The sequence below is a fragment of the Pseudophaeobacter arcticus DSM 23566 genome (assembly GCF_000473205.1).
Lineage (GTDB): Bacteria > Pseudomonadota > Alphaproteobacteria > Rhodobacterales > Rhodobacteraceae > Pseudophaeobacter > Pseudophaeobacter arcticus.
Genome location: NZ_KI421507.1, coordinates 853,635 through 865,770, shown reverse-complemented (window position 1 = coordinate 865,770; position 12,136 = coordinate 853,635). Strand labels below are relative to the sequence as shown.

Sequence of the window (12,136 nt, the reverse complement as noted above, 5' to 3'; positions counted from 1 at the left end):
TTCATACTGGAGCGGCGGCGTCAGGCGCGGCCAGACCGCTCAGCGCCTGTTCCAGCTGCGCAATCTCCTGCTCAGACAGCAGCCCCAACACATAGTCCGACAGGCCACTTGGTGTCGGGTGGCGGAAGATCACCGTTGGTGGAATATAACAGCCCAGCAGCTCGCCCAGGGTGACAGAGAGCTGCACCCCGAGGATGGAATTGCCACCACAGTTGAAGAAATTGTCATCCAGCCCCATGCGCTCCAGGTTGAGAGCCTCGGCGGTGAATTCACACAGGATAATCTCCACCGCCGTTTTGGGCGCCCGAAAAGAGCTGGTGAAATGTGGCTGCAACGCCTGCCACATCTGCAGGCGCTGCCGTTTGCCCGTCGCCCCAACAGGGATCTTGTCGACCACCGCGATCTGGCTGGGGACCTTGTAGTCGATCAGCCGGTTGAACAACTGGTTGCGGATCGCATCCGGGGTAAGATCCGCGTCGCTGCGCAGGCAGACCGCCGCCACAAGATCCTCACCAAGGCTTTGATGTGGTTGTGCAAAAGCCACTGCATCTGTGATGCCGTCGATCTCTAGCAGAGCCTCGTCGATTTCGCGCGGGGAGATCTTTTGCCCGCCGCGATTGACCAGCTCCTTGCGCCGCCCGGTGAGGGTCAGATAGCCCTCATCGTCCAGTTCTCCCAGATCACCAGTCCAGAATCCCCCCTGCTGGAAGGCCTCGCTATTGGCCTGCGGATTTTCCAGGTACCCTGACGTGACACCGCCACCCTGGATCACCACATTGCCAACGGTGCCCGCAGCCACAGGCTGGCCCGCATCATCAAGAATGGCAATACTGGTGCCGCGCGCCTGTCCCACAGTACCGGGTTTGCGCGCTCCGGGCGGCAGCGGGTTTGAAGCAATCTGATGGCTGGCCTCGGTCATGCCATAGGCCTCAATAACCGGGACCCCAAGAGAGTGCTCCAGCCGGGCAATGACCGAAGCGGGCAAAGGCGCTGAAGAGGAGCGTATAAAGCGCAGTCTATGCGATAGCGGCGCCGGTCGCCTTTCCAGGTGCTGTATCAAGACCAGATGCATGGTCGGAACCGCAGAAAACCAGGTGGGCTTGTGGCGTTCCAGTTGATCAACAAATGCCTCTGGCTGGAATTTCCCCGCCAGCACAACGCCGCCCCCCGTAACCAGCGCAGCCCCCAGGCAGGCCATCAGCCCATGGATATGAAACAGTGGCATGGCGCAGAGCGAGATATCCTGACCGCTCAGCTCCAGCGACCGGGCGATATTGCCACATGAAATCGCCAGGTTCTGTTGGCTCAGCTGCACCATCTTGGGGCGCGCCGTGGTGCCAGAGGTGTGCAGGATAAGCCCCGGCGCATTGGGCGCAGACATCGCTGGCAGGTCGGGGACCTGGGCCCTGGCCTGAGCGGGGGCCTGAGCCGGGGACCGGACGGAGGACTGGACGCGGGACCGGGCGCGGGACTGGGCGGAGGGGTGAAATAGCCCGTCATACAGCGCCAGACTGGTCAGACCCGCAGCGGCAATGGCGGCATGGGCCGCAGCGCTGGCGCCCTCTCCCACCAGCACCAACCCCGGTTTGAGATCTTCGAGATAGAACAGAAACTCTTCGGTGGTGTAGGCGGGGTTCAAAGGCGCCGCGACATGGGCGTGCAGGCAGGCCAGAAAGCCCAGCGTCGCATGACGGGGCAGCGGCGCAATAATGGCAACAGGCGCACCCGGCGCGCAGCCGGCGGCCCCGATGCCCAAAATGACCTGGTCCAGTGCCGCAAGGCAGCACGCGCCTGTCAATGGCCCGATTTCGTCACAGATCAGCGCTGGCTGCGCTGATCGCCGTGCAAGGCCAGCGCGCAATTGTGCCCCAAAATGTACCACAGTTCCCCCAGTAAAATACCGATGCAATTCTGTAAGACGCAGTCAAAAAAGTGACCAAAATTCACCTATTCTCCGGTCCTTTGGAAAGCAAGAACTCCGTCACAAAAGTGGTGTTTTGTGTTAAATTTGGTTAATTTTTACCACAGGACGATCAATTTCTCGCCCCTTATTATATGGGCTATTGGGGGGGCTAAGGGCGCTTTGCGCGGCCTGCACTGATGTTTCGTTCCATCAGCCTTTCAAAAAGAGCCGGGGACAATCGGTTGAGGATCCAGGACAACCACGCGATACGGCCCACGGGGATCATGTTTTTACCCCGCTGCAGTCCCTTTAGGATGTCCGCAGCCGCCTCTGCGGGGGTCATGTAATCCACCCCATCCGTCGCTGACCCCGGGCGGGCAATACCATTGCTTTTGGCCTCGGGGCGGCCAATATTGGTGGCCACAAAACTGGGCGCGGCAATCGCCACGCGCACCCCGTATTGCTTTTCTTCCGAGCGAAGCGATTTGAAAAACCCCTCCAGCGCGTGTTTGCTGGCGGCATAGGCGGTGCGGTGCAGCAGCGGACTAAACCCGGCAACCGACGAGATCGCCAGATGAGTGCCTTTGGCCCGGCGCAGATCCTCCAGCAGGGTCTGGGCCATTTCCGTGGCGGCAAAGTAATTGATATCAAACACCCGGCGATGCGCCTCCGGGCTCAGATCTGCACAGGCGCCAATCCAGGTAATGCCGGCATTGTAAATCACCAGATCAATTGAGCCCCGATCGTCACGGATCTGGGCGCAGAGCCTGCTCATGGCGCTGGCATCGGTCAGATCACAGCCAAAGACCCGCCGCCCCTTTACCGCAGGCAGGGCCTCTAGCGACGGGCCAGGCAGGTCAATCAGGACTGTGGACCAGCCCGCCTGCCGCAATCCTGCGTCCAGGGCCAGGCCCAGACCACCTGCCCCGCCAGTGATAATGGCGGTTTTTTGGGGCGCGCGCTGTGTCCTCACAGCCCGGCTGCCTTTTGCCAAAGCGCAAAGACCTCGGCGCTGGTCAGGTCCGGCACATAGCCAAACCGCGTCTTTAAAGCGCTGTTATCCAGCACCGGGCGATATTGCAGGAACCGTACCTGAGCCGGACCATAGCGCGACAGTTTCAGAGGATGGGCGATGGCCAGCGCCAGCTTCAGCCCCCAGGCCGGCAGTCGCAGCACTGGTTTATTCATCGCCCGCGCCAGATCCGAAACTCCCATCGCCCCGTCGCCGGCCACGTTGAAAATCCCCTGCGGACTGTCTGAAATGGCATGTTGCAGAATGCGCGCCAGATCTCGGGTCCAGATAAAGACAAAGGGGCTGTCACAGCCGGCAATGGCCAGCAGACGCGGTTTGTGAAACAGCGCGGTGATTTGGTTTTCGAGCCCCGCCCCCAGTACGGTGCCAACCCGTAGCACCACCTGCTCCAGCGCCGGTGTCTCGGCGCGGGCTGTCGCCAGCATTTCTTCAACCTGGCGTTTATGGTCGGAATAGGCAAACGCGCGATTGCCCCGCAGCGGGTCGCTTTCGATCAGCGGCTGCGCATTATCCGCATGATAGCCATAGGCCGCCCCGGAAGAGGTGACCACCAGGCGTTTGACCCCGTGGGCCACACAGGCCGCCAACACGTTGCGCGAGCCAACAACATCCACGCCATGGGCAAAATCACGCGTCGTCGGCGCAACAATAGAGGCCAGGTGGATCACCACATCCGGGCGCTCTTGGCCAATCAGCCGTCCCGGGTCATCGCCGCGCACGTCCAGCGGTTCAAACCGGATCCCTGCGGGCAGGTTTTCCGGGGCGCGTATATCTGTCGCCAGCACCTCATAGGGGCTGCCCTCAGCCTGCGCCAACTCTCGCAGCAGGCTGGAACCCACAGCCCCAGCCGCGCCTGTGATCAGAACCTTTGTCATCGTTTTGCCTCGTGTCGGGACATAAGCTGCGCCAGGCAAAGGCCGGACACCACGTGCCAAATCCCCCAAAGTGCTGCCACCACAGCCATGCCGCCCAGCCCGTTAAAAAAGCCAAAGATCAGCACCAGCCCAAGGCCCGAGTTCTGAATGCCGGTCTCAATGGTGACCGCGCGCCGGTCATATTCGCTCAGCCCCGCCAGAAAGGCAGTGCCATAGCCCGCGGCCAGCGCGATGGCGTTATGCAGCAGCACCAGCCCCCCCACATAGGGAGCAAACTGCAGGAAGAATGCCCAGTTGGCCGCCAGCGCCAGCACCACAAAGGCCAGAAAGATCAGCATCGACAGGTTCTGCATCGGCCGCCGCATGCCATCGGCCAGTACCGGGCGGCGGCTGTTGAGGAAAATCCCCAGGACCAGCGGCAGCACCAGCATCAGCGACACCGTTATGGCGATCTGCACCGGGTCGATCGCGACCCGGTTCAGGATCTCGCGCGTCGGCGCATAGAGCTGCCCCCAAAAGGCGATGTTGAGCGGGGTGATCAGGATCGCCCCAACAGTGGCAAAGGCGGTCATCGACACCGACAGCGCCGCGTTCCCCCCGGCCCGGTGAGTAATGAAGTTTGAGATATTGCCACCCGGACAGGCCGCAACCAGGATCAGCCCCAGGGCAACAGAGGCCCGGGGCTGGACCAGCAGAACCAGCAGAAAGCTCAGCGCGGGCAGGACAATAAACTGCGAAATCAACCCGGTCAAAACCGGCTTGGGCGCCCGCACCAGGCGGGCAAAATCGCTGGGTTTCAGATCCAGCGCGATGGAAAACATCACAATGGCAAGAATGGCGTTCATCACCAGCAGGTTGGACCCGCTGAAGTTCAGCACAACGGCATCAAGATCCGTCATGCCCGCCCCCCTGTCAGGGCGGCGATCCAGCCAGTGACGGCCTTGCGGTAGGTTGCCTTGTCCACGTAATAGGCCATGCGCGCCAGTTTGAGGTAGTTCATCCCGCCGGTCGCCCGCTCAAATCCGGTGGATTTTTCCCGTTGCAGCTGCGTCGCGCCGGCCGAACCATCGCGCAGCCCCTTGATATAGCGCGCCACCATTTCCGCCTGCTCATGGCGTCCCTGCCAGCCCAGGCCCGAGGCCTCGACCATGCCCAGCACAAACAGATCGTCGCGTGTGGGATGCATGCAGTTGAGGTAGAGATGCGGCGCCGCGCCTTGCCAGTTCAGCTGCTCCTTGTCGATAAAGGGATAGTGCAACAGATAGCCGGTGGCGGTCAGGATCATGTCATATTCCGCCTGGGAGCCATCGGCAAAATGCACCGTTTTTCCGTCGATATGGTCAATGTCCGGACGGACCTCCAGATCGCCGTGGCCCGCATGAAACAGGATCAGCGAGTTCACCACCGGGTGGCTCTCATAGAGCGCGTAATCTGGCTTGGGGAAGCCGTATTTCTGCGGGTCGCCGACAAACCATTTCAGGATCAGCCCATCAATCCGGCGCTTTAGCCACATCGGCAGGCGAATGGCGCCCCCCATGGTATCCGCAGGTTTGCCAAAGACGTATTTGGGCACAAAATAATAGCCGCGCCGCATCGAGATATCGCAGCTCACCCCGTGGTGGATGGCATCCACGGCGATGTCGCAGCCGGAATTCCCGGCCCCGACAATCAACACACGCTTGTCGGCAAACTGTCGCGGGTCGCGGTACTGGGAGGAATGGATCAGTTCGCCGTCAAAGCGACCTTTGAAGCTGGGAATATTAGGCTCTGCCAGGGTGCCATTGGCGATCAACACACCAGCAAAGACCGCGCTGTGCTCTTGCCCCTCGCCATCGCGCCAGCTGACCCGCCAGCCAGCGCCGCTGTCGCCCAGGGGATCACAAGAAAGCACCTGACAATTGAAGGCATAGTCGTTGTAGAGATCAAAATGACGGGCAAAATCGCAAAAATAGCGGCGCATTTCCCAGTGCGAGGGGTATTCCGCCACCTCCTCATCCATTGGAAAGTCGTCAAATTGAGTCATCTTTTTGGACGAAATCAAATGCGCGGTTTCATACATCGTCGATAAAGGCGCATCGATATCCCACAGCCCGCCCACGTCCGAATGCAGCTCAAACCCCTGAAAGGGAATGCCCTGTTCCTTCAACAGCTTTGCCATGGCCAGCCCCATGGGGCCCGCGCCAATCAGAGCAAACCTGTCCACCGCAGCGCTCTGCTGCGCGGCGTTTTCCAGTGTCGCAGCAGCCTGTATCGCAGCATCCTGTGCCGTCATGAATTGTCCTCCCCCTGTGCACCTTGAGGTGCTGTTTTAGATTGAACGACTGTTAAAAATATGGCAAGATATTTCTGCCATGACTGAAAAAGTAAAAGAAAATCAAAGACAACGCGCGCCAAGCAAACGCTCTTTGGCGACCCGTGATCGCATTTTTGATGCCGCAGAACAGCTGTTTGCAGAGCGCGGATTTGAGGGGGCGTCGATTCGTGATATTGCCCGGGCCGCCGATGTGCAGGGCGCCCTGGTCAATCATCACGGTGGCAGCAAAGAGACGCTGTTTGCCACTGTGGTCACCCGTCGGGCGCAAGAACTGGCCCAGCTCCGGCAGGATGCCCTGGCGCAGGCAAAGACAGAGGGCCCGCTCACCCTGCGCCGGGTCCTCACCTGTTTCATTGCCCCCTTCATCGAGAAGACCCTCAACGGCGGCGCCGCCTGGTCGGCCTATGGCCGATTGATCGCTCATGTCTCGTCAGATCAACGGTGGCAGCATATCGCACAGAGCTGTTTTGACCCGACCGCCAGGGTCTTTCTGGCCGAGATCGCAGCGATCTTGCCCCAGACCTCGCAGCAAAAGATCAGCACCCATTTTGTCTTTATGGTCTCGGCAATGCTGTCGCTCTGCACCTCGCGCTGGCGGATTGCGGGCCTCGCAGAAGCCGAGACCACAAAGGATCCGGGAGGGGATTTGGCCAAGGGTCCGGCTGCGAATCTGGCCGGAAATCTGGCCGGGGATCTCACCGAGCAACTGCTGGCCTTTTGCGAGGCAGGGTTTAAATCCTAGAGTCAGAACCCGAGGCTCCGCAAAACGCGCCTGCGCCTAAACGGCCATTGCTGATTGCTGCGTCCAAGAACAGCCCAGCGCCAGCAACCTGCGCTGCACCCGGCCCGGATAATCCGTGACAATGGCATCTATGCCCAGACCAATCATCTGGTCGATATCTGCCACCTCATTCACCGTCCAGACTGCAACCCGCAGACCCAGGGCATGCGCCCTTTCGACCTGCGCTGCGGTCACATCCAGATAATAGGGACACCACAGCGCGCCGCCAGCCTGTGCCACCAGATCGGGCAGGCTGGCGTTGGCCTTGGCCAGGCCGGGGATCGCCGGAGCGGCGTGATCTTCGCCGATATCCGCTGCGTTTTGAGGCAGTTGCGTAAGGAAAGAGGTCGGCATTTCGGGCGCCTGACGGGCACATTCCGCCAACAGCGCCCAGTCAAAGCTATGCATCAGGGTGCGCGCTGTCAGCCCCAGCGCCCGCACCTCCGCAACCACCGCCGCCACAACTGCGGCGCGGGCGGATGCGTCTTTTAGTTTGTCAGGGTCGGATTTGATCTCCAGCATCAGGTGCACATCCTGATAGCCCGGCTGGGCAATCAGCGCACAGAGATCGCTCAGACGCGGAATGCGGGCGCCAAAGAGGAACGCCTGATCGGGAAAGCGCTGGCCGTAGTCGCTGCTCCCATCCAGCCCGCCCACATCCATCTCGGCCAGATTGGCCCAATCCAGGTCTGAGACCTTGGGCTCTGCCCCCTGCAACCAGTTGCCCGCCCGGTCCCGCACAATCGAGCCCGTCAGGCTGTGATTATGGGTGATCACCGGCACCCCGTCGCGGCTCATCACCACGTCGAATTCCAACAGGCGCACCCCACAGCTCAGGGTAAAGGCAAAACCCTCCATGGTGTTTTCCGGCATCACGCCGCGCGCGCCCCGATGCCCGATCACCCGGATCAGACCATCGCCGCCGGTAAAGGCCGCCAGCTGGGGGAACTGCATCACGCCTCCAGCCGTTTTTCGGTTTTGGGATCAAACAGATGCAGCAGCTCTGGTGCGGCAGAAAACCGATGCTGCGCGCCGCTCTGCGTGGAGACATGCCCCGAGACCGAGGCCACCATGGCGTGATTGGTCCCGCTGAGCATACCGTGCAACAGGGTATTGGCGCCCAGTTGCTCCACCATGTCGACATCAATGGCAATGGGGCCGTTTTCATCCGGCACCAGATGTTCGGGGCGAATGCCCAACAGCACGGATCCCACCTGCGCCTGCGCCTCTGACAGCTTCGGCCCGGCCAGTTTGGCGCCATTTGGCAGCCCCATGCCATCGGCGGCCTCTGCCGTGGCGGGGATAAAATTCATCGCCGGGCTGCCAATGAAACCGGCAACAAAGACCGATGCCGGGCGGTCATAGAGCTCGATCGGGGTGCCAAATTGTTCCACATAGCCACCGTTCAACACCATCAGGCGATCGCCCAGGGTCATCGCTTCGACCTGATCATGGGTCACATAGATCGAGGTCACCCCCAGGCGCTGCTGCAGCTTGCGGATTTCCAGCCGCATCTGCACCCGCAGTTTGGCATCCAGGTTTGACAGCGGTTCGTCAAACAGGAACACCTGCGGATCGCGCACGATGGCCCGCCCCATGGCAACCCGCTGACGCTGGCCACCGGACAATTGCCGGGGTTTGCGGTCCAGATATTGGCGGATTTCCAGAATATCGGCCGCCTCTTCCACCCGTTTGTTGATTTCGGCCTTGGAGAGTTTGCGGATCTTCAGCCCGTAGGCCATGTTTTCCCGCACACTCATATGCGGATAAAGCGCGTAGTTCTGGAACACCATGGCGATGTCGCGCGCCGAGGGCTCCAGCTCATTCACCCGGCGCCCCGCAATGGCGATCTCGCCAGAGGTGACGGTCTCCAGCCCCGCCACCATGCGCAGCAGGGTGGATTTGCCGCAGCCCGAGGGGCCAACGATGACGATAAATTCGCCATCGTTTATCTCGCCCTCGACATGGTGCAGCACTTCGGTGGGACCGTAGGATTTGGTCAGGTCGGTCAGTTTAATTTCAGCCATTGAGGGGCGTCCTATTTATCGGTTTCCGTCAAGCCCTGCACAAAGAGCTTTTGCATCGAGATGACGACAAAGATCGGTGGGACCATCGCCAAAAGCGCTGTCGTCATGATGATATTCCATTGCGGGCTCTGCTCGGCCGCCTCCAGCATCTGCTTGATCGACATGACAATGGTGGTCATCGAGGTGTCGGTGGTGATCAGCAGCGGCCAAAGGTACTGGTTCCAGCCAAAGATGAAGAGGATCACAAAAAGCGCCGCGATATTGGTGCGCGACAGCGGCAGCAGGATGTCAAAGAAGAACCGCATCGGCCCCGCCCCGTCAATGCGGGCACTTTCCAGCATCTCATCCGGTACCGTCAGGAACACCTGACGGAACATGAATGTCGCAGTGGCCGAGGCAATCAGCGGGATCGACAGCCCCCAGTAGCTGTTCAGCATTCCCAGATTGGCCACCACCTCAAAGGTCGGCAGGATCCGCACTTCGACCGGCAGCATCAGGGTGATGAAGATCATCCAGAAGCAGGTCTTGCGGAAGGGAAAGCGGAAATAGACGATGGCAAAGGCCGAGAGCAGCGAGATGGCAATCTTGCCCAGCGCAATCATCATTGCCATGGCCAGACTGTTGAACAGCATCAGCCAGACAGGCGCGCCTTCCGTGCCGCTGAGGCCAGAGCCAAACAGCGTCTGTTTCAGATTGTCCCACAAATGCGTTCCCGGCCAAAGCGGCAGGGGCACCTGGTTCATGCGGAACTGATCATGGGTGGCCGCGACAAAGGTGATCCAGATCGGCAGGGCGATGGCAATGACGCCAAGCACCAGGACAAAATGGGTGATCAATGCGGTCAGAGGACGATTTTCAACCATCAGTATTCCACCTTTCTTTCAACATAGCGGAATTGGACAACGGTCATGGCAATGACCAGCACCATCAGGATCACCGACTGCGCCGCAGATCCCCCCAGATCAAGGCCGACAAAGCCATCGTTGAAGACCTTGTAAACTAGGATCGTGGTCGAGGAGCCAGGCCCCCCCTGGGTCACCGCATGGATGATGCCGAAGGTTTCAAAAAAGGCGTAGACCATGTTGATGACCAACAGGAAAAACGTGGTCGGCGAGATCAGCGGCAGAATGATCGAAAAGAACCGCCGCCCCGGCCCCGCCCCGTCAATGGCGGCGGCCTCGATGACGCTATTGGGGATGGATTGCATCGCCGCGAGATAGAACAAGAAGTTATAGGCCACCTGTTTCCAGGCAGCGGCTATGATCACCAACCCCATGGCCTGATTGCCGTTCAGGTAGTGATTCCAGTCGATGCCAAAAAAATCGAGGAAGTAGGGAAAGATCCCCAGCGTTGGGTTGAACATGAACACCCAAAGCGCCCCCGCCAGAACCGGGGCAACCGCATAGGGCCAGATCAGCAGGGTGCGGTAGACCATGGCGCCGCGCACCACCCGTTGGGCAAATCCTGCCAGGATCAGCGCCACCCCCATGGACAGCGCCGCCACCAAAAGCGAGAAGATCGCGGTTCGCCAGAAGGCATCCAGATAGTGCTGGTCCTCCCAAAGCGCCTGAAAGTTCTCAAACCAGACAAATTCGGAGCCCAGCCCAAAGGCATCTTCGATCAGGAAGGATTGATACATCGCCTGACTGGCGGGCCAGACAAAAAAGACCAGCGTAATCGCCAGCTGTGGCGCCACCAGCAAATAGGGCAGTGGCGAAGAAGGAAAGTGGACGCGTTTCAGCATGGAGTGCCCCGTGTAGTGCCCAGTTATAGTCCCCAGGTATAGTATGCCCCCGGTGGAATGCGCCGGCCTAAGCGGCGCGTAGGACGCCATAGAATTGGCGCATAAAACGAGACCATGCCGCCCGAGGGCGGCATGGTCGTGAGTATCAAGAGCTGCTTATTTTACGGAGCGCTCGAATTTACGCAGCAGGGTGTTGCCACGCTCAGCCGCTGCATCCAGTGCCTCGGTTGCGGTTTTGTCACCCGCCCAGAGCGCTTCCAGTTCTTCGTTGATCACGTCACGCACCTGGACAAAGTTGCCAAAGCGCAGACCACGGCTGTTTGGCGTAGGTGTGTTCAGGCTCAGCTGTTTGATGGCGATGTCGGTGCCGGGGTTGGCGTCATAGAACCCCTGCGCCTTGGACAGCTCATAGGCGGCAGTGGTGATCGGCACATAGCCGGTTTCCTGGTGCCACCAGGCCTGTACTTCTGGCGAAGACAGATAGGTCAGGAACTTTGCGGTGCCTTTGTATTCTTCGTCCTCGTGACCGGCCAGAACCCACAGGGTTGCGCCACCGATAACAGAGTTCTGCGGTGCATCCGCCACATTGGTATCCAGCGGCAGCATGGTCTGACCAAATTCAAAATTGGCCTGCTCTTTCATCGAGCCGTAATAGGCAGAGGAGTTCATCCACATGCCGCATTCGCCATTGGTGAACATCGGCAGGCTGTCGCCACGACGGCCACCATATTTGAACAGGTTGCCTTCGGTCATCGAGGCAATGTCGTCCAGACGGGCGGCAACCGCAGGGTTGTTAAAGTTGAACTCGGTGTCGAACCCGGCAAAGCCGTTTTCCTTGGTGCCCATTTCCATGTTGTGCCAGGCCGAGAAGTTCTCGATCATGACCCAGGACTGCCAGCCAAAGGAGACACCGCATTCCATGCCGTTGTCGACCAGCTTTTGCGCTGCAACCTTCACATCATCCCAGGTTTCTGGAACCGCGGCACCCGCCGCGTCCAGCGCGTCTTTGTTGTACCACATGACCGGGGTCGAGCTGTTGAAAGGCATCGACAGCAGCTCACCTTCGGGGGTTTCATAGTAGGACACAACCGCAGGCAGGAAGGCGTCGCCATCAAAGGGCTCGCCGGCGTCTTTCATCAATTGTTCAACTGGATAGATCGCACCCTTGGCGGCCATCATGGTGGCGGTGCCAACTTCAAAAACCTGCACGATCTGCGGGTGCTCTTTGGCACGGAAAGCCGCAATCGCGGCGGTCATGGTTTCGGTATAGTTGCCCTTGTAGACAGGAACGACCTTGTAGTCGCTCTGCGTGGCGTTGAAATCTTCGGCGATTTTGTTGACACGTTCGCCATTTGCGCCGCCCATGGCGTGCCACCACTGAACCTCGGTTTCAGCAAAGGCAACACCTGCGGTCGAGGCCAGGATGGCCGACGTGCAAAGAAGTGATTTGATAGACATG

General features: G+C 59.8%; 11 protein-coding genes. 1 reads left to right on the top strand and 10 read right to left on the bottom strand.

Annotated elements, in window-relative coordinates:
- Position 1: 1 nt before the first annotated feature.
- The 5 genes from ARCT_RS25680 to ARCT_RS0108060 form a co-directional block, all read right to left on the bottom strand.
- Positions 2 to 1,882, bottom strand: coding sequence for a non-ribosomal peptide synthetase (locus tag ARCT_RS25680; protein ID WP_161631306.1), 1,881 nt, complete (start codon positions 1,880 to 1,882; stop codon positions 2 to 4).
- A gap of 190 nt (positions 1,883 to 2,072) precedes the next feature.
- A complete protein-coding gene (locus tag ARCT_RS0108075) occupies positions 2,073 to 2,876 on the bottom strand; it encodes an SDR family NAD(P)-dependent oxidoreductase (RefSeq protein WP_027239611.1) in 804 nt (267 codons plus the stop codon).
- A complete protein-coding gene (locus tag ARCT_RS0108070; RefSeq protein WP_027239610.1) occupies positions 2,873 to 3,811 on the bottom strand; it encodes an SDR family oxidoreductase in 939 nt (312 codons plus the stop codon). Before ARCT_RS0108070 ends, ARCT_RS0108075 begins: the two co-directional genes overlap by 4 nt.
- On the bottom strand, positions 3,808 to 4,710 hold the full coding sequence (locus ARCT_RS0108065) for a bile acid:sodium symporter family protein (protein ID WP_027239609.1): 903 nt from the start codon (positions 4,708 to 4,710) through the stop codon (positions 3,808 to 3,810). Before ARCT_RS0108065 ends, ARCT_RS0108070 begins: the two co-directional genes overlap by 4 nt.
- Complete coding sequence (locus tag ARCT_RS0108060; RefSeq protein WP_051360613.1) at positions 4,707 to 6,083, bottom strand: flavin-containing monooxygenase; 1,377 nt, start codon at positions 6,081 to 6,083, stop codon at positions 4,707 to 4,709. Before ARCT_RS0108060 ends, ARCT_RS0108065 begins: the two co-directional genes overlap by 4 nt.
- Positions 6,084 to 6,162: 79 nt before the next feature.
- On the opposite strand from ARCT_RS0108060, the gene ARCT_RS0108055 reads away from it, so the two are divergent.
- Positions 6,163 to 6,867: a TetR/AcrR family transcriptional regulator gene (locus tag ARCT_RS0108055; RefSeq protein WP_027239607.1), complete on the top strand. Its 705-nt coding sequence runs from the start codon at positions 6,163 to 6,165 to the stop codon at positions 6,865 to 6,867.
- Between the two features lie 36 nt (positions 6,868 to 6,903).
- Here ARCT_RS0108055 and ARCT_RS0108050 read toward each other — a convergent pair whose 3' ends face one another.
- The 5 genes from ARCT_RS0108050 to ugpB form a co-directional block, all read right to left on the bottom strand.
- Positions 6,904 to 7,860, bottom strand: a complete 957-nt coding sequence (locus ARCT_RS0108050; protein WP_036784621.1) for a glycerophosphodiester phosphodiesterase family protein — start codon at positions 7,858 to 7,860, stop codon at positions 6,904 to 6,906.
- Positions 7,860 to 8,933, bottom strand: a complete 1,074-nt coding sequence (locus tag ARCT_RS0108045; RefSeq protein WP_027239605.1) for a sn-glycerol-3-phosphate import ATP-binding protein UgpC — start codon at positions 8,931 to 8,933, stop codon at positions 7,860 to 7,862. The genes ARCT_RS0108050 and ARCT_RS0108045 overlap by 1 nt, the downstream gene beginning before the upstream one ends.
- 11 nt (positions 8,934 to 8,944) lie before the next feature.
- Complete coding sequence (gene ugpE / locus ARCT_RS0108040) at positions 8,945 to 9,796, bottom strand: sn-glycerol-3-phosphate ABC transporter permease UgpE (protein ID WP_027239604.1); 852 nt, start codon at positions 9,794 to 9,796, stop codon at positions 8,945 to 8,947.
- Positions 9,796 to 10,677 carry a sn-glycerol-3-phosphate ABC transporter permease UgpA gene (gene ugpA / locus ARCT_RS0108035; RefSeq protein WP_027239603.1) on the bottom strand — a complete coding sequence of 294 codons (882 nt, stop codon included), beginning with the start codon at positions 10,675 to 10,677 and terminating at the stop codon, positions 9,796 to 9,798. Before ugpA ends, ugpE begins: the two co-directional genes overlap by 1 nt.
- A gap of 156 nt (positions 10,678 to 10,833) precedes the next feature.
- Positions 10,834 to 12,135 (bottom strand): sn-glycerol-3-phosphate ABC transporter substrate-binding protein UgpB, encoded by a 1,302-nt coding sequence (ugpB, locus tag ARCT_RS0108030; protein WP_027239602.1) that lies wholly within the window; start codon positions 12,133 to 12,135, stop codon positions 10,834 to 10,836.
- Position 12,136 lies beyond the last annotated feature (1 nt).